The sequence below is a fragment of the Arthrobacter sp. Rue61a genome (assembly GCF_000294695.2).
GTDB classification, from domain to species: Bacteria; Actinomycetota; Actinomycetes; order Actinomycetales; family Micrococcaceae; genus Arthrobacter; species Arthrobacter aurescens_A.
Genome location: NC_018531.1, coordinates 3,983,925 through 4,008,346, shown reverse-complemented (window position 1 = coordinate 4,008,346; position 24,422 = coordinate 3,983,925). Strand labels below are relative to the sequence as shown.

The 24,422-nt window shown below is 60.5% G+C and carries 22 protein-coding genes, 1 tRNA gene and 1 pseudogene; 12 read left to right on the top strand and 12 right to left on the bottom strand.

Translation table 11 applies throughout. From position 1 onward, the window contains the following. Nucleotides 1-13: 13 nt before the first annotated feature. From ARUE_RS18200 to ARUE_RS18165, 8 genes and pseudogenes are all read right to left on the bottom strand, one after another. Nucleotides 14-1,135, bottom strand: coding sequence for a PP2C family protein-serine/threonine phosphatase (locus ARUE_RS18200; RefSeq protein ID WP_014922800.1), 1,122 nt, complete (start codon nucleotides 1,133-1,135; stop codon nucleotides 14-16). A gap of 146 nt (nucleotides 1,136-1,281) precedes the next feature. Beyond that, complete coding sequence (gene bcp, locus ARUE_RS18195) at nucleotides 1,282-1,749, bottom strand: thioredoxin-dependent thiol peroxidase (RefSeq protein ID WP_014922799.1); 468 nt, start codon at nucleotides 1,747-1,749, stop codon at nucleotides 1,282-1,284. Nucleotides 1,750-1,846: 97 nt separating this feature from the next. After that, a complete protein-coding gene (locus tag ARUE_RS18190) occupies nucleotides 1,847-2,674 on the bottom strand; it encodes a winged helix-turn-helix domain-containing protein (RefSeq protein WP_011776130.1) in 828 nt (275 codons plus the stop codon). Between the two features lie 10 nt (nucleotides 2,675-2,684). Next, on the bottom strand, nucleotides 2,685-4,034 hold the full coding sequence (gene allB, locus ARUE_RS18185; RefSeq protein ID WP_014922798.1) for an allantoinase AllB: 1,350 nt from the start codon (nucleotides 4,032-4,034) through the stop codon (nucleotides 2,685-2,687). Continuing rightward, nucleotides 4,027-5,193, bottom strand: coding sequence for a glycerate kinase (locus ARUE_RS18180; protein WP_014922797.1), 1,167 nt, complete (start codon nucleotides 5,191-5,193; stop codon nucleotides 4,027-4,029). Before ARUE_RS18180 ends, allB begins: the two co-directional genes overlap by 8 nt. 25 nt (nucleotides 5,194-5,218) lie before the next feature. Further along, nucleotides 5,219-6,994: a glyoxylate carboligase gene (gene gcl, locus ARUE_RS18175; protein ID WP_043470691.1), complete on the bottom strand. Its 1,776-nt coding sequence runs from the start codon at nucleotides 6,992-6,994 to the stop codon at nucleotides 5,219-5,221. A 125-nt stretch (nucleotides 6,995-7,119) separates the two neighbouring features. After that, nucleotides 7,120-8,016, bottom strand: a pseudogene (locus ARUE_RS18170) (2-hydroxy-3-oxopropionate reductase); the annotation flags it as partial. Nucleotides 8,017-8,069: 53 nt separating this feature from the next. Continuing rightward, nucleotides 8,070-8,873 carry a hydroxypyruvate isomerase family protein gene (locus ARUE_RS18165; protein WP_014922794.1) on the bottom strand — a complete coding sequence of 268 codons (804 nt, stop codon included), beginning with the start codon at nucleotides 8,871-8,873 and terminating at the stop codon, nucleotides 8,070-8,072. Between the two features lie 428 nt (nucleotides 8,874-9,301). Between ARUE_RS18165 and ARUE_RS25030 the strand changes: the two genes are divergently transcribed. The 3 genes from ARUE_RS25030 to ARUE_RS18150 all read left to right on the top strand — a co-directional run bounded on the left by ARUE_RS25030 (nucleotide 9,302) and on the right by ARUE_RS18150 (nucleotide 11,512). Next, a complete protein-coding gene (locus ARUE_RS25030; RefSeq protein ID WP_014922793.1) occupies nucleotides 9,302-10,024 on the top strand; it encodes a TM2 domain-containing protein in 723 nt (240 codons plus the stop codon). Between the two features lie 15 nt (nucleotides 10,025-10,039). Further along, nucleotides 10,040-10,411, top strand: coding sequence for a PH domain-containing protein (locus tag ARUE_RS18155; RefSeq protein ID WP_014922792.1), 372 nt, complete (start codon nucleotides 10,040-10,042; stop codon nucleotides 10,409-10,411). 78 nt (nucleotides 10,412-10,489) lie between these two features. Then, nucleotides 10,490-11,512 carry an EcsC family protein gene (locus tag ARUE_RS18150; protein WP_014922791.1) on the top strand — a complete coding sequence of 341 codons (1,023 nt, stop codon included), beginning with the start codon at nucleotides 10,490-10,492 and terminating at the stop codon, nucleotides 11,510-11,512. A gap of 193 nt (nucleotides 11,513-11,705) precedes the next feature. Here the strand turns inward: ARUE_RS18150 and ARUE_RS18145 are convergent, their stop codons facing one another. After that, nucleotides 11,706-12,167 carry a hypothetical protein gene (locus ARUE_RS18145; protein ID WP_014922790.1) on the bottom strand — a complete coding sequence of 154 codons (462 nt, stop codon included), beginning with the start codon at nucleotides 12,165-12,167 and terminating at the stop codon, nucleotides 11,706-11,708. A gap of 7 nt (nucleotides 12,168-12,174) precedes the next feature. Further along, nucleotides 12,175-13,044 carry a hypothetical protein gene (locus tag ARUE_RS23460; protein WP_014922789.1) on the bottom strand — a complete coding sequence of 290 codons (870 nt, stop codon included), beginning with the start codon at nucleotides 13,042-13,044 and terminating at the stop codon, nucleotides 12,175-12,177. An 89-nt stretch (nucleotides 13,045-13,133) separates the two neighbouring features. Here ARUE_RS23460 and ARUE_RS18135 point away from each other — a divergent pair, with 89 nt between their 5' ends. Next, nucleotides 13,134-13,481 carry a type 1 periplasmic-binding domain-containing protein gene (locus ARUE_RS18135; protein ID WP_014922788.1) on the top strand — a complete coding sequence of 116 codons (348 nt, stop codon included), beginning with the start codon at nucleotides 13,134-13,136 and terminating at the stop codon, nucleotides 13,479-13,481. Nucleotides 13,482-13,629: 148 nt separating this feature from the next. Here the strand turns inward: ARUE_RS18135 and ARUE_RS18130 are convergent, their stop codons facing one another. Beyond that, a complete protein-coding gene (locus ARUE_RS18130) occupies nucleotides 13,630-14,769 on the bottom strand; it encodes an XRE family transcriptional regulator (RefSeq protein WP_014922787.1) in 1,140 nt (379 codons plus the stop codon). Nucleotides 14,770-15,369: 600 nt separating this feature from the next. On the opposite strand from ARUE_RS18130, the gene ARUE_RS24210 reads away from it, so the two are divergent. The 6 genes from ARUE_RS24210 to ARUE_RS18110 all read left to right on the top strand — a co-directional run bounded on the left by ARUE_RS24210 (nucleotide 15,370) and on the right by ARUE_RS18110 (nucleotide 20,590). Continuing rightward, a complete protein-coding gene (locus ARUE_RS24210) occupies nucleotides 15,370-15,528 on the top strand; it encodes a hypothetical protein (protein WP_162486189.1) in 159 nt (52 codons plus the stop codon). Nucleotides 15,529-15,717: 189 nt separating this feature from the next. Next, on the top strand, nucleotides 15,718-15,954 hold the full coding sequence (locus ARUE_RS25025) for a DUF2188 domain-containing protein (RefSeq protein ID WP_043470689.1): 237 nt from the start codon (nucleotides 15,718-15,720) through the stop codon (nucleotides 15,952-15,954). Between the two features lie 6 nt (nucleotides 15,955-15,960). Next, entirely contained in the window at nucleotides 15,961-17,613 is a 1,653-nt protein-coding gene (locus ARUE_RS18120) for a DUF6119 family protein (protein ID WP_014922785.1), read from the top strand. A gap of 77 nt (nucleotides 17,614-17,690) precedes the next feature. Next, a complete protein-coding gene (locus ARUE_RS24205; protein WP_162486188.1) occupies nucleotides 17,691-17,861 on the top strand; it encodes a hypothetical protein in 171 nt (56 codons plus the stop codon). A gap of 115 nt (nucleotides 17,862-17,976) precedes the next feature. Further along, on the top strand, nucleotides 17,977-20,379 hold the full coding sequence (locus ARUE_RS18115; RefSeq protein ID WP_286139804.1) for a hypothetical protein: 2,403 nt from the start codon (nucleotides 17,977-17,979) through the stop codon (nucleotides 20,377-20,379). 136 nt (nucleotides 20,380-20,515) lie between these two features. After that, nucleotides 20,516-20,590, top strand: a tRNA-Phe gene (locus ARUE_RS18110). A gap of 298 nt (nucleotides 20,591-20,888) precedes the next feature. On the opposite strand, the gene ARUE_RS18105 is transcribed toward ARUE_RS18110, so the two are convergent. Beyond that, nucleotides 20,889-21,146 (bottom strand): hypothetical protein, encoded by a 258-nt coding sequence (locus ARUE_RS18105; RefSeq protein WP_043470687.1) that lies wholly within the window; start codon nucleotides 21,144-21,146, stop codon nucleotides 20,889-20,891. 771 nt (nucleotides 21,147-21,917) lie between these two features. Between ARUE_RS18105 and ARUE_RS18100 the strand changes: the two genes are divergently transcribed. After that, the gene (locus ARUE_RS18100) at nucleotides 21,918-22,913 is read left to right on the top strand and encodes a LacI family DNA-binding transcriptional regulator (RefSeq protein ID WP_043470685.1); all 996 of its coding nucleotides are present in this window, start codon (nucleotides 21,918-21,920) and stop codon (nucleotides 22,911-22,913) included. Between the two features lie 198 nt (nucleotides 22,914-23,111). Further along, nucleotides 23,112-24,422 carry an ABC transporter substrate-binding protein gene (locus tag ARUE_RS18095; RefSeq protein ID WP_014922780.1) on the top strand — a complete coding sequence of 437 codons (1,311 nt, stop codon included), beginning with the start codon at nucleotides 23,112-23,114 and terminating at the stop codon, nucleotides 24,420-24,422.

Sequence of the window (24,422 nt, the reverse complement as noted above, 5' to 3'; positions counted from 1 at the left end):
CCCCTTTTGCGGTTTACAGTCCTGCGTTTGGTTTTCGGCGTACGACGACGGCGGTCACGTCGTCTTCAGCAGTTGCCGCCGGTGCCAGCTCCAGCAGAGCGGCGCAGACATCGTCCGAGGTAGCGCCGCTGCGCGCCACTTTCTCCACGTTCCGCTGAAAGTCCTCCAAGGAATTGTGGGCGTCGAGCACGCCGTCGCTGACGATCACCAGCGAATCGCCAGGCTCCAGGTCCAGCTCAGAAGCGGGCCACTGTTGATCGTCCAGAATGCCGACGGGTGGTCCGGCAGAGACCAGCCTCCGCGCCGCCCCTTCAGCGGGAACGTGCAGCGCAAGCCCATGGCCGGCGTCGATATAGCTAAGTCTTCCCGAGGCGCTGTCCAGCCGCGCGTGGAACATGGTGACGAAGGAGCCGGACTGGTCCAGGTCGGAGGTAATGGTGGCGCTGGCGGATCCGAAGGCAGCGTCGATTGCAGGGGTGTCCGCTACTGAACGCATCACGGCGCGGACCGTTGCTGCGATGAGTGCGGCACCCATACCCTTGCCCATGGCGTCCGCGAACGTGAAGTGCATGCCGTCGCGGGTCTGGTACCAGTCATAGAAGTCCCCACCAACGCTGCGCGAAGGGCGGAAGGCGCCAGCGACGTCGTAACCGCTGAGGCGGACCGTTTCGCGCGGCAGGAGGCTCTGCTGCACCACTGCAGCGCGGGCGAGTTCGTCGCTCTGACCGGCGTCCTCGGCGGGGGTGGCAGGCGTCCGGGCGGCGCGACGGAACAGGGCGCGGATGCGGGCCTGGAGTTCCTTGGGGCTGAACGGTTTGTTGATGTAATCGTCAGCGCCGGTGTCCAGGCCTGTGAGCCGGTCGATCTCGTCGGCCCGGGCGGTGAGCATCAGGATGTACGCGTCCGAGAATTCGCGGAGACGACGGCAGACTTCCATGCCATCGATGTCCGGGAGGTTGATGTCCAGCGTCACCAGTTCGGCGTTGGTTCTGCGGACAGCCTCGACGCCGGAGAGACCGTCAGGGGCTTCGGTCACCACAAAGTCGAGCTGCTCCAGTACGAGGACGAGGAGGCCGCGGATGTCAGCGTCGTCTTCAACAACGACAGCGTGGCGCACGGGTGTGGGAGAGACCATGGCTCCATTAACTAATGCTGCTGGGTATTTGTCACGTTTAGTCACGACACATGAAACGCCCGCTCACAAATGTGGGCGGGCGTTACACGTTTTGTGCAGTTATGTGAGAGAGGGTTTCCCTCAAGCACGCGGGATGTGAGAGAGGGTTAGACGCCCAGCTCTTCCTTGAGCGCCTGGACGTGGCCCTGAGCGGCAACCTGGTACTGGGTGAGCTTCACGGTGCCTTCGCCGTCGAGGACAACGGTGGAGCGGACCAGGCCTTCGACGATTTCGCCGTCAACCAGCTTCTCGCCCCAAGCACCGTAGGCGAGGGCCACAGCGTGGTCTTCGTCAGAGAGCAGGGGGAAGGTCAGGGCGAACTCGCCGGTGAACTTTGCGAGGTCCTCCGGGCCGTCCGGGGAGATCCCGATAACGTCGTATCCCTTGCCCTGCAGGCTGGCGAGGTTGTCGCGGAAATCGCAAGCCTCGGTGGTGCAGCCGGGGGTGGCTGCCTTCGGGTAGAAGTACACAATGACGTTGCGTCCGCGGTAATCGGACAGCGAGACCTTGGTGCCGTCGGCGTCGAGAAGCGCGAAATCAGGTGCTTGCGTTCCGACGAGGAGTTTCTGGGTCATAGCGATCCTTTACGTTTCACCGGCAAACAGCCGGCCTTCATTTCAAACAACAGCGGTCATGCACATTGCGGGGCGTTGATCTTTTACAACAGCGAACTTAGATGCTGTATTCCGCAGGTCCGCGCACTGTGGCATAGGGCCCTGGCACGAACTGGTAGCCGCCACCACGGACGGTGGCGACGGTGTGTCGGGCGGAGCCTAGCTTCCGCCGCACCCTTCCAACATAAACGTCGATCGAGCGAAATGCCGCGCCGGGGAGGTCAAATGACTCCAGAAAACGTTGCAATTCTTCACGACTGATGGCCCGGGAGCAGTTGACCACCAGGTAGCGCAGCAGCTTATATTCCATGCCAGTAAAGGAAACCGGCTCGCCATCCAGCAGCACTACTTCAGCGGCGAGGTCCACCGCAAGTTGGCTGCGGCGGCTCGCCAACGTTACGGGCTCGACGGCGGTGCTGTCGCCCTCTGCTGCGCGTCCCCCTCCGCCGGACAAATCACCCTCGCGTGCGCTGGTGAATTGTCCGTTCGAGGGTGAACCGCCCCGAGTGCGGGCCTCCAAACGCGCCTCCGCGAGGGCATCGGCGAGCGTAACTGTGCTTGCCTGCGTCCCGTTGGTACCGGCGTCGGCGGCTTCCTGCGGAGTGCCGCCCCAGGAAGTGTCGCCGACGCCGGAGTGCTCTGCCCCGGTGGCGGGCCAGATACGGACTTCCGCATCCGGGGCAAGTTTCATTGCGCGGGCCAGCACAAGGCGTGCTGCCCGCTCCCAGACCTCAGGATCGATCTCGTCGCCCTCGGCCGGGTTGACCCAGAGCGCCAGACCGTGTGCGGTCAGGCCGTTCCGTTGATTCAAGCCGGCCCGCCGACCCGCGAGGCCGCGTGCTGCGGGTCCTCGCGACGGCGGTGGCCCGTAGGCATTGACTGCCATGACGGTTGACCTAAACGTTGCCGCGGCGGAGCAGCTTGCCGCCGGGGTTCTGGCCGTCGATGGGGGTTCCGCGCAGGTAGGTCTTGCGGACGACGCCGGCCAGCGGACGGCCGTCGTACGGCGTGATCGGGTTCTTGTGCTTGAGCTTGGTGACGTCCACAACGAAGGCTTCGTCCGGGGCGAAGATGGAGAAGTCGGCGTCGTAGCCCAGGGCGAGCTGGCCCTTGTTGTGCAGGCGGGCCAGGGCGGCGGGCTTCTCAGCCATCCACGAGACAACCTGTTCCAGCGGGATGCCGCGGTGACGGGCTTCGGTCCAGATGAGGGACAGGCCCAGCTGCAGCGAGGAAACGCCGCCCCAAGCAACAGCGAAGTCGCCGTTTTCCAGGTCCTTCAGGTCCAGCGTGGAGGGGGAGTGGTCCGAGACGATGCAGTCGATGGTGCCGTCCTGCAGGCCCTTCCAGAGGAGCTCGCGGTTGGAGGCCTCGCGGATGGGCGGGCAGCACTTGTAGGCCGTGGCGCCGTCGGGGATTTCTTCGGCCATGAGCGTCAGGTAGTGCGGGCAGGTCTCAACGGTGAGGTTGACGCCGTCGCGCTTTGCTGACGCGATCATCGGCAGCGCGTCCGAGGAGGAGAGGTGCAGGATGTGGGCGCGGGCGCCGGTCCAGCGGGCACGTTCGATGACCTCGGCGATTGCCTTGTTCTCGGCGCCGCGGGGGCGGGAGGCCAGGAAGGTTTCGTAGTGGTCGCCGCCGGGGTGCGGGGCGCGGTCGATCGCGTGGGAGTCCTCGGCGTGGACGATCATGAGGGAATCGAAGGACTTGAGTTCCTTCATGTCCTCTTCCATCTCATCTGCATCGAGGTGCGGGAACTCGTCCACGCCGGAGTGCAGGAGGAAGCACTTGAAGCCGAAAACGCCTTCGTCGTGCAGCGGGCGGAGGTCGCTCTTGTTGCCCGGGATGGCACCGCCCCAGAATCCGACGTCAACGAACGCCTGGTCCTTGGCGACCACGCGCTTCTGCTCCAGGCCGTCCACGGTGGTGGTGGGCGGGATGGAGTTCAGCGGCATGTCGATGATGGTGGTCACGCCACCGGCAGCTGCGGCACGGGTGGCGGAGGCGAAGCCTTCCCACTCGGTGCGGCCGGGCTCGTTGACGTGGACGTGGGTGTCCACCAGGCCGGGGATGAGGGTTTCGTCGTCCGCGAGTTCAATGACCTCGTTGCCCGTGAGGCCATTGCCCAGGGGTTCGATGGCGACGATGATGCCATCGCGGATGCCGACTTCGCGGGCTGCGATACCGGCGGTGGTCAGGATGCGCTGGCCCCGGATAACGAGGTCATAGGCGCCGATTGCTTCAGACATTGAGGTACTCCTTGTTTTCGGTCCGTTCCGCCAGGTACACGCCTATGTGCTTACCTAATTGTTCAAGCAACGGACCTGCTTCAGCGATACATTTTTGGACATCTTTTTCCAGATCGGTTAGTGCATGCACCGTGTGGAAGCCGGCATCCGTGAGTTGTTCCCGGCTCAGGGTACTCCTGCCGCACACTGCGATCACGGGAACCCCGTTCCTTTGTGCCGCCCGCGAGACTCCCATGGGAGTCTTGCCGAGCAGGCTTTGCTCGTCCAGGCTGCCTTCTCCGGTGATCACCAGGTCGGCGCCCTTGAGCCTGCGCTCGAGTTCAGTGAATTCAAGCACGACGTCGATGCCCGGCCGCCGCTCTGCCTTCAGTGCCGCGATGGCAATGTAGCCAACGCCGCCTGCCGCTCCGGCACCTTCGGCTTTGGCCGCAAACTTGGCGTGCTGCCCGGTTGTGGCTGCGAGGACGTCGACAAAGTGGCTCAGCGCCGCGTCCAGCGAGGTGACGTCGTCCGGCGTCGCGCCCTTCTGCGGACCGAAGATGGCTGGGGCTCCGCTGGCCCCCAAGAGGGGATTGTCGACGTCGGACGCCAACACGAACTCCGTGGCCTCAACGCGGACGTCGAAGTTGGAGAAGTCGATGGTGTCCAGCTCGGCCAAGGCCGCGCCGCCGCCGGGGAGCTCGTTGCCGTTCTTGTCCAGGAACACGGCGCCGAGGCCCTGCAGGACTCCTGCACCGGCGTCGGTGTTGGCGCTGCCGCCCACACCCAGGATGATCTTGCGGCAACCGAGGTCCAGCGCGGCCCGGATGAGTTCGCCCGTTCCGATGCTGGTGGCTGTCTTGGCCGCCTCGGACGTGGGGCCGTCCGGGAGGAGGGCGAGACCGGAAGCTGCCGCCATTTCGATGACAGCTTCCTGGTCCCGCACTGCAAAGTCGGCCTTCACCGGCTCGCCGAGCGGGCCGGTGACGGTGGTGGTCCGGCGGGTGAAGCCGGAGCCGATGGCGGCGTCGATGGTTCCTTCGCCGCCGTCGGCCACCGGAATGCGTGTTGCTTGAATACCGTGGCCGAACCCCGCCAGCAGTCCTGTTGCCAGGTGCTCGGCGACGTCGGGCGCGGACAGCGAGCCCTTGAATTTGTCCGGGGCGATGACAACACGCATTCCGGTGCCTCCTTCCTTTACTTACTTACGCTTTGGTCAGGATCGCGGTGGGTGCGTCCGCCGCGGTTTCTGCCAACTCTTCGAACTCGTTCACGCCGCTGATCTCAACGCCCATGGAGATGTTGGTGATCTTTTCCAGGATCACTTCAACAACCACGGGAACCTTGAACTCGCCCATCAGTGCCTTGGCCTTGTCGAAAGCGGCAGGCAGATCGTTGGGGTCCTCAACGCGGATGGCCTTGACGCCCAAGCCCTCGGCAACCTTGATGTGGTCCACGCCGTAGCCGTTGGTCTCCGGGCTGTTGATGTTCTCGAAGGCCAGGGAAACGTTCTGTTCCATGTTGAAGCCGCGCTGGCTCTGACGGATCAGGCCCAGGTAGCTGTTGTTCACCACAACGTGGATGTACGGCAGGTTGAACTGTGCGCCAACGGCCAGTTCCTCGATCATGAACTGGAAGTCGTAGTCACCGGACAGGGCAACAACCGTGGCGTCCGGGGTTCCACGAACCACGCCCAGTGCGGCGGGACCGGTCCAACCCAGCGGGCCGGCCTGGCCAGCGTTGATCCACTTGCGGGCACCGAACACGTGCAGCATCTGTGCGCCGGCGATCTGCGAGAGACCAATGGTGGACACGTAGGTGGTGTCGCGGCCGAAAGCCTTGTTCATCTCTTGGTACACGCGCTGCGGCTTGATGGGCACGTTGTCGAAGTTCGTCTTGCGGTGCAGGGAACCCTTGCGCTCCTGGCACTCGGCAACCCAACCCGAGTAGTCCGGCAGGGTCTTGGCAGCCTGGCGTTCGCGAGCCAGCTCCAACAGACCGTCCAGCGCCGCACCGGCGTCGGACGTAATGCCCAAGTCAGGTGAGAAAACGCGACCGATCTGGGTCGGCTCAATGTCGATGTGCACGAACTTACGGCCAGCCGTGTAGGTGTCCAGGCCGCCGGTGTGGCGGTTGGCCCAACGGTTGCCGATGCCGATGACGAAGTCGCTCTGCAGGAACGTCTCGTTGCCGTAGCGGTGCGAGGTCTGCAGGCCAACCATGCCGGCCATCAGCTGGTGGTCGTCCGGGATGGCGCCCCAGCCCATCAGGGTGGGGATCACGGGAACGTTCAGGATCTCGGCCAGCTCAACCAGCTGGGCCGAAGCGCCGGCGTTGATGATGCCGCCACCGGCAACGATCAGCGGGTGCTGGGCTGCGGTCAGCAGGTCCAATGCCTTTTCCAGCTGCTTGCGGGAAGCCTTGGGCTTCTCCACCGGCAGGGGCTCGTAGGCGTCGATGTCGAACTCGATCTCAGCCATCTGAACATCGATGGGCAGGTCCAGCAGAACCGGGCCCGGGCGACCCGAACGCATCAGCTGGAACGCCTTCTGGAACGCGCCGGGAACCTGGCCCGGCTCCAGGATGGTCATGGCGAACTTGGTCAACGGCTTGGCGATGGACTCGATGTCCACAGCCTGGAAGTCTTCCTTGTGCAGTTTGGCAACGGGTGCCTGGCCGGTGATGCAGAGCATGGGGATGGAATCTGCCCATGCTGCGTACAGGCCGGTGATCATGTCCGTGCCTGCGGGGCCCGACGTGCCGATGCAGATGCCGATGTTGCCATCAGCTGCGCGGCTGTAACCGTCAGCCATGTGGCTGGCGCCTTCAACGTGGCGGGCCAGCGTGTGGCGGATGCCGCCGTGGGCACGCATTGCGGAATAGAAGGGGTTGATCGCTGCGCCTGGCAGGCCGAAAGCCTCGGTGGCGCCTTCCTTTTCCAGGATGGCGACTGCCGCGTCAACGGTGCGCATCTTAGCCATGGTGTACTCCTTGTTTTTTGCCCTTGCAGGCGAAGTCTGTGGTGTTTTTGGGTGTGGTGAGGGAGCCGCCGTCGTTTAAGTACGACGGCGGGTTCCCTGCTTTGTGTTGCTTGTTGCCTTTGGGCTTACTTACGGCCGCTGAGCTGGAGGACCTGCTTGAAGAGGCCCGAGTGGTCGAGGCCGCCGTCGCCCTGGTTGACGGTTGCGGCGACGAGCTGAGCGACGACTGCGCCGAGCGGGACAGCGACGTTGGCTTCGCGGGCTGCGGAGGTGACGATGCCGAGGTCCTTGTGGTGGAGGGCCAGGCGGAAGCCGGGGTCGAAGTTGCGGTCCAGCATCTTCTGACCCTTCTGGTCGAGGACCTTGGAGCCGGCCAAGCCGCCGCCCAGGACCTTCAGTGCTGCGTCGGTGTCTACGCCGTAAGCCTCGAGGAAGGCGATGGCCTCGCCGAGGACCTGGATGTTGACGGCTACGATCAGCTGGTTGGCTGCCTTGACGGTCTGGCCGGAGCCGGACGGGCCGACGTGGACGATGGTCTTGCCCACTGCGTTGAGGACTTCCTGTGCTGCCTCGAAGTCTGCAGCTTCGCCGCCGACCATGATGGACAGAACGGCGTCGATTGCGCCCTGTTCGCCACCGGATACGGGAGCGTCGAGCGGGCGGATGCCGGCTGCGACTGCGTCTTCGGAGAGGCGCTTTGCGACGTCCGGGCGGATGCTGGATGCGTCGATCCAGATGGTGCCCTTCTTCGCGTTGGCGAAGACGCCGTCCTTGCCGCTGACTACACCCTCAACATCGGGGGAGTCCGGGACCATGGTGATGACGACGTCGGCGTCCTTGACTGCGTCCGCGATGCTCGTGGCACCCTGGCCGCCCTCGGAGACGAGCTTATCGATCTTGTCCTGGCTGCGGTTGAAACCGGTGACCGTGTGGCCGGCCTTGACGAGGTTGATGGCCATGGGGAGGCCCATGATTCCGAGTCCGATGACTGCAACGTTGCTCATTGTGGTTCTCTTTCTGAAAGTCTTTTTAGCTCAGGTGTGCTGGATGCTAGGGCGGGTGCCGCCGTCGTTTGCTAGTTGGCGTTGGCGCGCTGGCGGATGGCCCAGCTGAAAGCCGATTCCTGCGGTTCCTTGTACTCGAGGCCGATGTAACCGTCGTAGCCGAGTTCGCGGCTGCGGGCGATCCATTCGCCGAGGGGGAGCGTGCCGGTTCCGGGAGCGCCGCGGCCGGGGTTGTCGGCGATCTGGATGTGGCCGAAGTCCTTGGCGTGGTTCTCGATGACGGATTCGACGTCGTCGCCGTTGACTGCCAGGTGGTAGAAGTCGGCGAGGAGCTTGATGTTCTGCGCGCCGGATTCTGCCTTGACGCGGGCGATGACCTTGAGTGCGTCTTCGGCGGTGAGGAGCGGGTACTTGGGTGCGCCGCTGACCGGTTCGAGGAGGACGGTGCCGCCGATGCGGGCGACGCCTTCCGCTGCTGCGGCGAGGTTCTTCGCGGCGAGTTCGTCCTGCTCTTCAGGGGTGAACTCGTCCTGGCGGTTGCCGTAGAGGGCGTTGAAGGCCTTGCAGCCGAGGCGCTCACCGATGCCGGCTACGACGTCGATGTTGTCCTTGAACTCGGAGCAACGTCCCTTCCAGGAAACCAGGCCGCGGTCGCCGCCGGGCATGTTGCCAGCGTTGAAGTTCAGGCCCGTGAGCTGAACACCGGCGTCCTTAATGGCGGTTTCAAACTCATTTACTTGTGCGTCGGTGGGGACGGAGGTCTCGAAGGGCCACCAGAACTCGACGGCGTCAAAACCGGCTGCCTTCGCGGCGGCGGGGCGCTCGAGCAAGGGCAGCTCCGTCAGGAGGATGGAGCAGTTCACTGTGTACGTCATCGTAGGTCCTTCCGAGGAGGGGCTTGGATCTATCTTCCGTTGCTTGGCTGCTGCCTTGGCGCTGGCCTCAGTTTCCGCTTTGTGGAATTTAGATTCTGCTTTATGAAAAGTTTAGGGAAGGTGGGGGTGGGAGTCAAGGGGGTGGGGATTTGGGATACCAAGGGTGTCGCAGCTGAGGGGTGTCGCCGCGTTGCATGGCGGGTCTTTGTCCGGTCGTGCAAAGTACCTTCGCTGGATTTCGGGACGACCATTAGGGAGGACGCGCTGACTACCCTTACTTCCTGTGTTCTTGGGTAGTCCGTAGGATTGCCATCCTGTCAGTTAGAACTTCAGCCGTCCCGCCACGTCCGCCGAGCGTCGGAGACGACGCACCTGACCAAGAAACTCCACCCGCAGCCCTGGTTGGGGCTGCGGCCTTTATTCCTCTGATGAAGTACGCCGGGCTCTACATGACATATGCGTTGTTATCGGCAATCAGGGTTCGGGCAGTCAATGCCCCGATAGGACTAAGCCGCGGGAGGGACTCGACACTCGGATCGAAACATTGGGCAGCTATCAAGGAAATCGTCGATGGTTCAGCGAAAATGATGACGGCTCATGGATTCTGGGGGATGCCATCGTGGAATGCCGCCAGTCGCCATAGATTGCTCCATCAATCTCCGAAAGGCAACAGCGTGACTTCCCCCTATCCTGACCAGAACACTCCACCACAAGACGGACACAGCACGCCACCGTATTATCCCTACGCGTCAGCTCAGAATCAGGCGCCGTTCCAACCACAGGCCACCGCGCCCCAATACTCGGCTCAGCCGCCAGCTCCGCAGCAGTCGCAGTTCTCAGCGCAGCCTCCGATGCCTCAGCAGCCGCAGTATTCGGCGCAACCCCCGCTAACGAACCCGTCCTATGGGTACCCGCAGCCTAAGTCTAAAATCGCGGCAGGATTGCTCGGTATCTTCCTGGGCGGATTCGGTATCCACCGCTTCCACCTCGGCTACGCAACTATTGGAATCATCCAGCTCGTGCTCACGCTCGTGGTTGGCATCTTTACCTTCGGGCTGGTCGGGCTCTGGGGCGTGATCGAGGGCATTATGATCCTTGCCGGTGCCTCCTACTTTCAGCGGGACGCGCAAGGCGTTCCCCTGCGCGACTAAGCGGGGAGTGGACCAATGACTGACATTATTCATGACCGGCCCGAGCAACTGGAACAGATCCGGGCAGGACTGCTACAAGGAGAAATCGTCTACGCCGTTTACGACTGTATCGGTGTAGGAACAGGCTTTGTAGGCATCACCAACATGCGCGTGATCCTTCAGGACAAAAGCTTTGTCGGAAACAAAGTCGCAGTCGTCTCCGTCCCATACAAGAACATCCGCTCAGTCTCGATGCTCTCAAACAAATCAATGATGGGCAGGTTCGCGTCGACTTCCAGCATTGGCATCGACACCGGCGGGACTGTTAAGGAAGCGGACTTCCGCGGTGATGACAAGGCAAGGCACGCCCACGACCTGATCCTTTGGAACATCCTCACCAACAACTAACGGACTCTCGCTGTGGAAGCCGACAGGCCATGCCTGACCGCCCCCACACCTGGCGTACGCAACCGAAACGGAACTTCAATGAGCACTGACATCACAGACCCAACGGACGGGCAAACCACCATGAGCCCGTACGACAAACAAGTATGGGATGCCCTCAACAAGCACTGGCAACACCGCGACAACCGACGCGGGTTACCGAACTGGGCAAGCAATACCCTGACATACACAGGAAACGCGCTTGGCAGTGCCGCGACCGCGGTCGCAGACGCTGTACCCGAGAGTGTGAGGGAACCCATCCGCAGAGCAGGGAACGCCGTCGCGGATAAGGCCGCACGCCCAGCGTTGGAAGGTGCCGCAGCCCTGCTCGAGCTGGTCAACGACTGGGCCCTGGAGCTGAATGACCCAAGAAATGTGGAAAAGCTCGCCCGTAAGAAGGGCACAGAAATCACTACCTTCGCCGAACTAGGCGACCAAGACTTGAAAACCTGCGACCGCCTGCTGACCTTCAACACCCTCACGTGGCGAACCGCGGGCGCACTGGAAGGCGGCGCCATGGGCGTCCTCGCACTGGTCCCTGTTGCCGGGTTCCTGGGTGCAATGACCGCAGACATCCTCGTCATCCAGGTTCTCAGCACGTCGATCGCAGCCCGAATCGCGTACTCCTATGGGTATGACGCCAAAGACCCCGATGAACAGGCCTTCATCCAACGCCTAGTGCGTCGATCTTTCATTGCCCAGGCGGTCAAGACTGAGCCATTGCGGGAAACGGCCCGCGCTTTCAGCGCGGTCAAGGACCGCGTCCGGTGGTCCGAGAAACTTCGGGCCGACCACCGGGTGCTTGTTGGGGTCGAAAACCTCCTGAAACACCTTGGGCCGGCAGGTGCAAGGGTCCCGGTACAGAGCGTGGCCAAGGCGCTACCGTTCCTCGGCATCCTGATCGGGGCAAGCACAAATTCAATGGTGCTCGGCAGTGTGGCAGCAGACGCCCAACGGTACTGTCAGACCCGCTTCCTCTGTGAAAAGTACGGGCTGCCCCTACCTGCAGCGCTGACGACCGACCCCGACGACGACTTCGAACCGGAGCTTGGTGTCACCGTCTAGACACTGGCGCGATGCAGCACCCTTCCAGTGCCCGGCAGTGAAACCTCCGGAGGGAGCTCGACTATCTCGGGAACTTACACTGACGCAGGCATAGGAAGGCGAGGCTTGGGCGTTCGAAGACGGTTGCTCTCCCGTAACGGTGAAGTCATCCTTGCGATAGCCGTAGAGATCATTCCGACGCCGGCACCGTTGTTTACTTGTTCCACAGCGTGTGGTCAGTCTGACGCAGGGCGGCGTCAATTTTCTTTTCCAGGAGCTGTGCCGCTTTCCCATCCGTAGTCGAAGCCCAGCACAACTCCAAGCATGCCCGGTCAATCGCAGCCTTTGCCCATTCGAGAGTTCTCGAAACCGTCCCGGCTTCCAGTTGCACGAGCTGTGCTTTTAGCCAAGCTGAATCAGCAAGGGCGCGGTCGAATGAAGCCTCGCCTAAACCACTGGCAGCGCCCTTTCCGCTGCTGTATACCTGTAGCCGCCCGCGAACTCCTTTGCCTTGTCGTTCGCCTGCTCGACCAACATAGACAATTTGCCCGGTGACCATTTCCCGGGCAATGTACACACCGGGACTTCTCGTTGCTTCCTTTGCGGCTTCGTCAAAAGGCATCCAACGAGACCAGTCGGCATAGCCTCGAAGATCGAAGTCGTGCTCTCCTGTCACGTCGCCCTCAGTTGTTCGAAATGGGAAGTATGGGCTCAATGAGAGACCATGGCACCGAAAATGATTCTGATTCCTCACCAGTGGCCAGTTGCACCAAGACGAAGATGCCCGAGGTTGAAAGGCCTCCCGTTGCATCGAGGATAGCTGCTTGCATGATCTGTAGCGCCGCAAATGGCACAAACCATTTCTCCGAGGCACCGTTTAGCAGCCGATAGGGTAAACGTGGGTACTGCTCCGAGAAACGTACGTTCGGCAAGAAGCGAGGATTCCCCTCGATTCCTTCATGTTCAGTAAGGATCTGGATCGCCTCAACACTAACGTCTGTGGATCCGACATTACTGATGTTTACGCAGAGTTGCTTCGGCAGACCTAGCAAGGTTTCGTTTTGGCTCAGAATTTCGAATGGCAGCGTGGTCCAGGCGGCACCACCGGTCTGTAGTCCGCACGAGATGTCAACTCGAACATCGCGTGTACGTCCGGATTTTTCTACCGCATCCTCAATGAGGCCTTCCAGAGTTGATTCGGTGAGACCGCGAAGTGCCTCGACGCCGCCCTGTGGTTCGTTTTGCTTTTTCCACTCCTCAAGAGTTTCTACGGAATAGTCCTGCGGACTCACTCGGTCGATGGTGGTGTGATGGGGCTGGCAAAGCAGGATCAGGTTGGGAAAGGCAGCGCGTTCCTCATCGGTCATGTTGACGTCGTACCGCGGGGCGGTTGGTTCAGCCCCCCTGATGTGTGCAATTTGAACACCCACGATGGGCTTACCTGCCACCTCTTCTATTATCGGTTTCAAACATCCCGGGAAATAGCAGTTGCCGACGGAGAGCCGGAAGAGAGCTTTTTCTGTTCCGGACGAGAAGCTATGCGGGTTACTCACGCTGGAATACTCTCACGTCTATGGGTTGGTAGCGCGATCGCCTTCCTACGGTCAGGACCCTGCGTCGGCCGGGGGAAGTTGCCATCACCGTGAGCAACGACTTTTTCCGCGGGGAGGAGGAGAGGGAGATAGGTTTTCGCTCAACCATACGTTCCCTGGATCCCGAGCGGACAGTCCTTTATCTGCCAGCCAGCGACGGACTGGATCGCACGACGCTACGGCTGATGGGCGAAGCCCTCAACGAGCACCCAGGCATAAGTGCGGTCTACTCCATCGGGGGCGGCAACGTCGGCACCCTGCAAGCGTTCGAAGCGGCAGGTCGGAAGCCGTCTGTGTTCATCGGTCACGATCTGGTCCCCACCTTCAAGTTGTCCGATTACCAATGCAGAAGCCCGTGGCGGCGAGGCCCGCACCGAGTGCCCGACTCCGTGGCGTAATTGCGGCTCGCTCGCAAACGTCGATAGCGGACCGATCCGTCAAGCTGGCCCCACCCCTGGCTACGATATCGATTTGCCCTTACTCCACTGCCAACTTCATAACTGCCCATACATCCCGAATTTGCAGGTGGCAGTTCTTGCTGGAATGTCAGTGAGGGTTTACAACGACGAGCTTCCGCTGCTTTCTTCCGCTGCCAGATGCGATCACATCTTCGATCTGAGCTAGAGGGAATCTGCTGGAAGCTGCAATCTCCTCCAGGGAAATCCCCTCGGAGGACAATAGAGCGTTCGCTTGCTCCAGAACGGAGGGCGACTCCGGTGGGCCTAGGGGTCCAGGCTCAGGAAGCCCCATGGCCGACAGGTGCTGATTGGCCCTCCGATACAGCGCGTCCGACCAGATGCCGAGCCGATGAGCGCGGAAACAGAGCGCTCTCAGGCTTACACCCCACTTCTTCTTGGCCTCATGCATTCTCTCCCAATCCATACGCTTAGGAAGGTCTCGTATGATCTCGACTTCAGGCATTAGAAAGCTTGCTGCAAAGGCATGAGCCTGATTTTCAACGAGTTTGGAACCTGGGGCAACGCCCTCATGCATCACCAAATGCCCCAGTTCATGGGCGGCATCGAAGCGGCTGCGGGCCTTGTCGTCTTTCTGTGGGGAAAGTAGGACTAGTGGGCGGTGCCCAGAGTTCGTGGAAAAAGCATCTACGGCCGGATCAACAAAGTCCGGAAGTCTAAGCGACAAAACGCCGTTGGCTTCAAGTAGCCTCACTACGTTTGCAACCGGACCCGTCGGAACCTTCCACGCCTTCCGTACCTCTGACGCGGCGGCAGAAACATCTGTATCGCTGGGAGACTCGGGCAAAAAGAAGGAAGGCAAGTTCACTTCAGGCAATTCAACGTACTGCTCCAGCACGTCGACGACCGCCAAGGCTGTCTCGGCAAAGGCAAGCGCTTGATCACGGGTCAAAGCAGGCGTCGCCCGCAAGGACCGGAAATGCGCTTCAGAAGACGGCAAGCTAGCGATCGGCCGTCCCAACTGCAGATACTCGACTGGTACACCGAGAGCCAGTGCGAGTTGCACCATTACTGGCCGAGTTGGCCGGCTTTGCCCTTTTTCGAACTGGGTCACCGCGGCGGGCGTGACGCCAGCGTGCGAAGCGAGAGTTGTTCGCTGGAGGCGCTTTAACCTTCTCGCCACCGCCAGTCGCTGTCCATCGAAATCAACGACGGTGCCCCCTGCACGGCGCCTGCGTGCAGCAGTCAGTTGGTCAGATTCTTGATTCATGACTGTTCTTCCTTTGAAACCAAAGGCTTCATCCGGATAGTGGGCTTCGGCTCTTCGAGGCTGTCAAAGTTTGCCGCGTCTGTCGGGAGCGCTGGCAAAGGAGCTGACCTAATGGAGGACCTGCCCGTTTCGTCCCACCATAGGGGCGGGCTTACAGCGACCCAAGGGCTTGGCCCGAGGACCGGTATTCCCAGCCAGCCAGCCGTGAGTCCAGAGGTTTCGTCGCCGCTCCACACGAGAAAAACATCGGAGAACGTGTTGGAAGCTTCGTTGCCTGATTGCGGTGTTGTCTCAAATAGCGCAGTCTGGCCGGCTGTTGACGTCACTGGGCCTTTGATGAGGGTGTTGCGGGCAGATGCATTCAATCGCGAGTAGCTTTTGGTGGTCCATTTAAAGTCACGTTCCCAAGCGGGCGTTCGGCTGCCCGTTCGGGGTGCCTTGAGGATATGGATGTCTACTCCGCTGGCTGTTATCAATAGGGATCCTTCTGGATTGGTGGCTCGCGCTCGGCCCTCCCCCCACGGACCTTGCCCCTCTCGTGAGGCCCTTAGCGCCCGTTGCTGAATGTTGTCGGAAGACAAGACGCCGAAGGCGCGGGCAGTGTCGCCGAGCGAAGCGGGCTCATACCTGTCCATGTTGATTGACCAGACATCCGAAATTGTTGTGGTGAGCCACTCCATCAAGCCTGATCCTCGAAGGCTCTCGGTCAGCGAATCAAGGTACCTGCGTGCTTCTGCATCCCATGAGTACATACAGTAAGTAAAGCACAATGCCGATAGTCTATGTATCTATCAGTGAAATGTAGCAACCACTGTAGAAATCTGCGAAAAATCAAGCAAATCGCTTGCTTTCCGGATTGTGGAGACCTACTGTTGGGTTCAGTTGCTCCTCGGGATCAACGACCTGGCGCCCGGATCGGGTGTCTTTCCACATGAATGGAGTACAGGAATGGGAACCAATAAGAGGGTTGTGCAGAAGCGGAACGACGGCCTGTTTGAAGTCAGGAAGCCTGGCGCGCAGAGGCCTTCTGCGGTTGCTGATACGCAGGCAGCAGCTGTCGTCCGAGCCCGTCAGATCCTGGGCAACAGTGGGGGAGGGGAAATGCAGGTGCGGGCGCTGAACGGAACCATCCGACAACAGGACACGATTCGACCGGGCAGCGACCCCCGCTCGAGTAGGGGCTGATCAGGGATGGCTCGAGGCAGCCAGCTCAGCGAGCTCTTTGCGGTGACGATCTATTTGCTTGATGGTGCCATGGACGTCAGGCGGCACATACGACGCTCGTACAGGGAACGCGAGGAGTTTACGGTAGCGGAAGTTTCCGTAGCCGGTCGGGCTGGCATGCTCCTCAAGGGAAGCGTTCAGAGGGAACGTGCGAAGTGGTCGGAGCCCCTGGGGGACTGGATCGATGACCAAGAGGTTTCGTCAGTCGGCCAGTCCACCGCGGCCGCTATCCTCCTTCTGCCCGCGCGAGCGGCAAGGAAAACGTGGGCGCTATCGTTCGGCATGGGCCTCCATGCTCTGGAGCCTTCCCGAATCGTGACGGGAATTGGGCGAAAGCTGGCAGTCAGGCAAGCAGATCCAGACCATTTGAAATCGGTCACCCATTCGCGTTTGGATCAGCGGGCGTTGGTCTCGCGGACGTCCATTCCGGGGGGTGATGACCTCACGGCCTACGGCGTCGGAGGGCTAGCTGACCTGATCTCTCGTGTTGTTGCTCCCGCTGAACTCAGCGGAATGCATGCAAGGCGGATCAAGGGAACCGGCCCAATAGAAATCAGAGGGGCCGACGCAGTCAAGCTCCCGATCGCCAGGGAACCTAGGCTCATGCTGGAAGATCTCGACGCCTTAGAAAATCTCCTATTGATGAAGCCGCAGCCCCGACTCAGGGAGATCGAACAACTTCAGGCCGTGAAGCGGTCAGATGCGCGCTGGGAGCTTCTCCAAGACGCGCTGGACTCTGCTCTGGGTGTCGATGGTCAAGAGGACATTGGGCTTGCGTGGCCCACGGAAGCAGCAGACGTTGCTGTGCCGATCAGCCACTTCCGCATTTCTGGTGCCCCGCGTGGTTTCAACGATGGCACTCTTCGGGAACCGAGTCTGGACACGCTACTTGAGCCCCTTGCTGAGCTTCCTGCCGGTCAAAGGGTGCGACGTCTCGATTCCATGAAAGTACAGGCAGTCGCCGATGACGAGGATCCGGTCAGTAGCGTCCTCCCGGCAAAGCGGTGGATTGTCTTTGAGACAACTCTCGCCAACGATGCCGGCCGATACTGTCTGCATGACGGCCAATGGTATGAGCTTGACCGTCAGCTCAACGAGCGCCTGGCGGCAAAGACTCAGTCAATTTTCGATCGGCCATCGCCTGTTCCGAACCTGCCGCGGTGGCAAGGAGGAACAGAAGCAAACTACAACCAGCTGGCAACGGAAAAGCTTGGAGGGGTAAACCTTGATGCCAAGGGCATCATTTGTGATTCCAATGCCGATGGCTTTGAGGCGTGCGACATCCTGACCCCAGATCAAGTTTTCATTCATGTGAAAAGAGTCGACAAAAGTTCCCCCCTCAGCCATCTTCTCGCACAGGCCGCGGTATCAACGCAAACGCTGCTTCAGGACGCCTCGGCAAGGAAGGCACTAAGGGACAGAGTCCTAGAAGCTGGTGGCGACGTATCCTGGGTCCCCGACCGTCCCCGCAAAGTCGTTATCGTGATGTGCCGAGACCGGCCGGTCACGGCCGACAGCCTCTATGCATTCAGCCGGATGCGACTAGTAAGCCTTGCCGATGAGTTTCGACTCTGGAATGTGGATCTGTCAGTACTGTGGGTCGAACGGACCGAGTCATGACGAGCTGGCGTGGACCAACGACCGGGTTGACTAGATGTCCGCCAGTTGCGCTGAGAACGAGAGGGAAACAGGCCAGGATGCGCGCAGCAGGAGCTCCCGAACGTGGAATCGCCGCCAAACAATTCGGGGAGTCCCAGCAGAAATACCCGGCAGCCCTCGCAGCTGCCGGAGCTGGCAACACCACCGGCAAGATCAACGCGAACCCCGCACAACGCGCCCGCACTCAGGCACAACACCTCGGCCGCTAAGCAAGTCACCGAACACAACTGACTAAAGCCTGGCGACCTAGTAGAACCGAAAGACACCATCGAAGTGACACCGAAAAAAGACGCACGGCTCCGTCGAATAATTGCAGCGGACGAAGTGGCTGCAGAATCCCTCGTTCAGAGTATGGCCACGTCCTTGGCCAACCTTGGCCCGGGGGAAACACTTCCTGATCTTGTTGCTCGCGGACCCGAAGCCATCCGGGAGAACGTAGAAGCGATTGCCAAGGCGGTCAATCAAGCGGATGCCTTTGACGTCATTGAACTGATGAGGAATCACGAAACACCAATGGTGCTTGCGGGACGCCGAGAGAGTCTCGCCGGACAACTGCCTGCGGCCGTTGAACTGGTTGCCCTGATTCTGCTGGCGCGAGGGAGACGTCTGCTGCCAGGCGTCGATCCGAAAGGTTCTCAGCCCTCTCGCTTAGTCCCGAACCTTCACGAACGCGCGCACACAATGCTCAGCGTTGGGCAATTCATGCTGCTCTCGGAGGGCGAGTCACAGAAATTTGGGCCCCTTACGACACTGGCTGCCACATACGTGGGCCACGAGCTCAACGTGAAGTTCAAGCAGTATGCACACATACATGAAGCAATCAATGAAGCATTGTTCAGCAGCAAGCACTTGGGGACGCTTCTCCTTGACAGCATTGGCTTCACTTATGAAGATTTCCTGGCTGTACGTACGACCATCGATACGGTCTACTGGGACCGATTGAATTCAGCGGGAGAAACAGTTGGTCAAATAGCCCATGAATGGAGGGCCGGCGGGGGCAAGAATCAAAGCTCGGCCAGAACTGAGGAGGGCAAGGCTGCGCTCTATGACTTCATGGTCTTCCCAGGCGAACGCGCCAGTTTTACTGCTTCAGAGATCGCGCATGGTTCAGATGTGCCAGAAGACCGAGTGCAGGCGATATTCGATCTCTTCAGCGTATCGTTCGCAGGCGAAAGGGATCCTGTCGCTGCAGTCCAGTCGTTTCTGGCAGGCGATAACCCCTTGCGGGGTGCGTCTCTAATTGGCGACGGCGCAGGCAGTTACGTGGGTCTGGGCGTTCCTATCGGAACAGATTGTTTGCGACTGGTTGTCGAAGCGAAGCTGAAGGAAAAGTCCGGCCGTTGGAAGCGATATGAGAAGCGCCGCTTGGGCGTAAGTGAGCAATTTTCCGTCGAGTATTTGACAACGCTGCTGGGAGCCGATGCCACCCACGTTAACCTCAAGTACTTCAGGCCGAATCCAGGAGTGAACCTGGAACGCCTGTCCTCGACAGCAAGCGAGATTACGTCCATAGCCGAGCAGACCGAGTCCGACGTCTTATTCCTCATCGAAGACGTCGCAGTTTGCGTCGAAGTCAAAGGACGAAGCATGTCGCACCAAGCACGAGGCGGGCACGTTCAGCGCCTAACCGGCGACCTGCGCTCTACCGTTGGGGATGCAACTGACCAAGCTCTCCGCCTGGAGGGGCTAATTCGCGCCAACGGCGGGCTCTGGCTTGAAGACAAGACTTGGTTCGACCTGTCAGGAGTCCGAGAGATACGGTCAATCGCCATCTGCCTCGACGACATTGGCCCTCTCGGAACGGCCCTCGACGAATTGGTTCGCGGTGACGTAATTAAGACTGACCGGTTTCCTTGGGTTGTTTCCCTATCCGATCTCGCCATCATTTCGGAAGTGCTCGATCGCCCAGCCGAGTTTCTTCTTTACCTACGCCGACGCACCGAGTCGGAGGTCTCACTAAAATTCTGGGCCATCGATGAGCTCGATCTTTTCATGCTGTTTCTTTCAGGGAATCTATATGTTGAGCCAGATCCGGACCGAACGAGCGAAGAGTTTCTTGGTGTTCGGCGTCCATCCGGTCAAGACAGACGGCGCTATCGAGATAGCGCCGTCCCGACGCGCGTAATGACCCACACGGATCCGCTCGATGCATGGATCTATTATCAGGAGGGCTCGACAGAGGAGCCCGTGGCCAAGCCTAGGTTCAAATCCCATCCAAAGCTCCTTAGTCTTGTGGATTTTCTGCAGGATGGGAAGAAGCCAGGATGGTTTCGCTTTTCAGCAGATCTGCTGAATCTCAGTGGTGAAGCTCAAGACAACCTAGTCGAACAGATCCAGTCATTGATCACCGCTACTAAGAACGACAGCGAACCGCACAGCCTCTTCGTAGGTTTCCCTGGCGCTTGGGGGTACCCAGCGCTTTTCGTTGGCACACAGCCGGCGGGCATGACCCATCAGGTGGCAAGCGACCGCCTGGCCACGTACGGGACAACGAAGAAATACCAAATTGCATCAGATCGGGCGCTCATGGTCTTGCTTGATCAGCGCGCAAATATCCGGTCGGTACGCTACGACAACTCGCCACCAAGTGACAGGCCAGAACTTGATGCCCTGGCCAAATCCATGGGCCTTCTGCCTGCAGAATTTACGGCCCGACCGATACCGCCTTCTGCTCGGAGGGCAACAAAAAGGCTAAATCCTGGCAAGAGAAAGAAGAGCCGACGCTAGGGATCAAGTATTACCTGGGTCCCTCGGCCAGCCGTTCCCAAGCTTGCCAGCATCCATCCCGTGGCGTGGTACATTTAGTGGACCTCGCACGGGATGCTGGTGTTACTCAACTCTTTGAGTCCTGCCAGCACTTCGTGCCCTAGTAGCTCAGAGGATAGAGCGCCTACCTGAAACGTAGTTCGAGGTCGCGGGTTCGAATCCCGCCTAGGCTTCCTGACCCCGGTCGATGACCGGGGTCAGTTTTATGAGGCAGACTTTGCCCGCTGACGCTATCTTCATGTTCTACCAAGGTTTGATCACGACCGTGTCTATGCCTTGGCAAGTTCTGTATACCGTCCGCAGCTGGCCTGGATAAGGGGATCTTCCTGGCCGGTTGCCGGGGAGTCCAAGCGACTTCGGGCTCCTTGCCGGGTCATGCAGAAGGCCCTGCCGATTCTGTCCCACGAGAGGCCGTCGGACCGGGCTGCGGCCACGGCCCCATCGAGGCGAAGAGCTAGCTGCCGCCCGTATCAGGAGCCGCTACCTATGGATCCTTCGTAGCCGCTGCGGAGTTCCTGCTCTGTCAGTGTTACCGGGCTGCGATGGCCGAAACTGATGGTGTAGATAAGCTGGCCGGAAGGGACATTGTCCACCGCCCAGGAAAGCACACAGTTTTTGGGCTCCGGCGATTGCTTTCCGCTTTTGATCCTTCCTACGGCGACAACTTTGCCGTTGTTGCCCGTGATTTCCACGGCTGTATCCAAGGCAAGATCCTCGTATCCTCCCATTGGGGAGCAATTGTCATTGGACCGGTCGTACACATTGTGGAGATTCCGTTTGATGCTCGTCGTGGATTCGATAGTTAGTGTCCCGGAAGCAGTGAATGGTGGGACATAGGTGGACGTCGCTGTCGGTGTGGGTTTGCTTTGTCGCGCAGCATTGAGTGCACTGCATCCTCCAATGACAACAATCAGCGCAGCCACCACTGATCCGAAAACCAATATCCGTTTGCGCCGAAGAGTTGTGGCGGGAATCCGGTTCACGCTGCAAGCACCATCCAGCCAGTCGCTTGTTCGCTGGAAGCCGGCGGATCTTATGTGCCTGTCGGCCGCCTCGGGCGTGTCTGCGGTTCTAGCTGTGAATACTGTCAGGCCATTTCCGTCCCGAATGCTTAATTGCCGTGTGGGTGTTGCTGTGGTTTGACGGGAGAAACCGTCAGGTCCGGGAGCATTCAGTTCTCCCAGTGTGGCTGTGTATCCTGTTTCGTCCATGTCTGCCTGTATTCGGTTTTGCTTTGTTCGCGAAGGGGACGGAGAAAGCATGCCATATGGGCAGCAACGCCTGCTCATATGTCTTCAAGGCAAGATCCAGGCGCGGTGAGCCCCTGGCACAATGTTCTTCTCATCAAAGTCGATTTGGGGGCCGCTCGTCCGAAGGTGGCCTGCCCCTGATCGTCAGTCCAGCTCGTGCCCCGTCCTCCGACTAAGCTGAGGAGCGTCGCTGGGCATGCCGCGGCAATTATGCAGAAGCCGCAGAACTGCTCACGGAAGGACAATCGAATGGCTCGGCCGACAGTTCAGGACGTCGCCAGGACGGCGGGAGTGTCCGTTGGCACTGTGTCGCGCGTCTTGAACGGGAGCCCGGCTGTCAGCGCGTCGGCCAAGGAGAAGGTCAACGCCGCCATAAAGGAGCTGAGCTACCGCCCTCTGGCCTCGGCGCGGGACCTAAGAAGGGACCGCACCATGCGCGTCCTGGCCTTGGCCAAGAACCTAGACTCCCTCGTAATCAGCGAAGTCTTCCGAGGAGTAGGCGACGCCGCCGCCGACTACGGCTACGTGAGCCTCATCGCAGCAACCGACGGAGACCGGGACCGCGAACAGCAACTCGTGGACATGCTCCGGAACGGCTCAGTGGATGGCCTGGTGATCTTCTCGCCCACGATGCCGGACGACGAGGTCAACTCAGTCGCCGAGCAACTAAGCGTCATCCAGGTCTGTGAAATCGTCGACGCCGAAGCAGCGTTCGGGGTGTCCATCGATGACCGCCAAGCAGCCTACGACATCACCAAGCACCTGATAGACACGGGTGCGAAGAAGCTGGCCATGCTCGCCCATAGGGGTGCCCTCTCGGGGCGACTCAGGGAAGAAGGTTTCCGCCAAGCGCTCACGGAGCAAGGTCTGGAGTCGGACCAGATCCTGTTCGGCGAGGGTAACTTCGGTTTCCATGCGGGTAGAGCACTGACAAAGAAGCTCCTGGAAGCAAAAGACCTCCCCGACGCCGTTTTCTGCGGCACCGACGTAGTCGCAGCCGGCTGCGTTCGAGAACTCACCGACGCCGGCCTACGAGTTCCCGACGACATCGCCGTAGCCGGTTTCGATGACTCTGCCCAAGCAGAAATGTGCGTCCCGGAGCTGACCACGGTGAGGCAGCCGGCCTATGAAATGGGCCGAGTCGCCTTCGCTGAACTCTTGGAGCGGATGACCGTCGAGGGCTCACACCGCAAAGGAAGAACCTTCCTCCCGCACGAACTCGTCATCCGAGACTCCACAAAATAAAGAGGGTTGACAGCCCTCAGTGGTCCCTGTCACACTACTTTGGAATCGATTCCACGGCCGCGAGGCCGATTCTTTTGACCACGTTTGGAATCGATTCCATGGATCACAAGAACCACCGGCAAAGAAGCCACCCTCAGCACGCGGGCCAGCCGAAACGCGCACTGAACGCCACCGCCCACAGACCCAAAGGAGCCACTTGTGGACTTGAACCGACCTGCTCTCCCGCTCCAGAACAAAGCCGCACGAAACAGAAAAGCACTGGCAGCGACCGCAATCGCCGCAGCCCTCCTCCTCAGCGCATGCGGCGGGGGAGCCACGCCCCAAGGTGCGGAACAAGCGGCAGCTGCCGATCCGGCGTCGGGCGCTAATGCCAGTGGTGCCGTCAACATCTGCGGTGTCAAGGACGCGAGCGGCATCTACAAGGGCACTGCGGAGGCGTTCACCAAGGCGAATGGCAAGGTCACGGCCAAGTACACCGAGATCGGTGCCACCACGGATGAGGCGCGCACGCAGATTGTGCAGCGGCTCGAGGGCAAGTCCACCGAGTGTGACCTCTTCGTCACGGACGTCATCTGGACCTCCGAGTTCGCCTCCCAGGGCTGGCTGCTGGATCAGACCAAGTTGGTGGAAGCCAACAAGGATCGGCTCATTCCCTCCACAGTGGAAACCACAAAGTACCAGGACAAGTACTGGGGCTCGCCGTTCTTCACCAACGCCGGATTGATCTACTACCAGAAGGACAAAGTAGCCAAGCCCGAGTCCTGGCAGCAGCTCTACGCGGAAGCCGCCAAGGCTCCCGGCAACGGATACGTCTACCAGGGCAAGCAGTACGAGGGCCTCACGGTGAACTTCCTCGAAATGCTCTACAGCGCAGGCGGCGAAGTCCTCAACGACCAGGGCGACGTCAAAATCGACTCCAAGGAAACCCGCGACGTCCTCAACTTCATGAGCGAGGGCCTCAAGAACGGCTCGGCGGACCGCGCCGTCCTCACCTACAACGAAGACCCGGCCCGCCTCGCCTACGAGTCCGGCGACTTCGGATACCAGCGCAACTGGCCGCACGTGTACCGGCTGTTGAACGCGACACCGCTGGCGTCGAGCTTCGCCGTCGCGCCGTTGCCGGCATGGGAAGGCGGCAAGGCTTCCGGCGTGCTAGGCGGCTGGAACTTGGCGATTTCCGCCCACTCCACCAACCAAGCCGGAGCTGTAGCGTTCATCGACTTCGCCACCAGCCCGGACTGGCAGAAGCACGTGGCCATGGATTACTCGCAGGCCCCGGTCAACGAAGCTGCCTACTCCGATCCAGCGGTTCTGCAGAAGATGCCGTTCGCCACGGAACTCCTCGCCTCGGTAAAGGGTGCCAAGCCGCGCCCGATCTCCCCGGTCTACCCGCAGATCAGCCAGGCGATCTACAAGAACGTCTACGCCGTCCTCTCCGGCACCGCCTCCACCGAGGAGGCCGTGCAGAAAATGGCCGAGGAAATCACCACCGCCAAGGCGAGCTTCTAG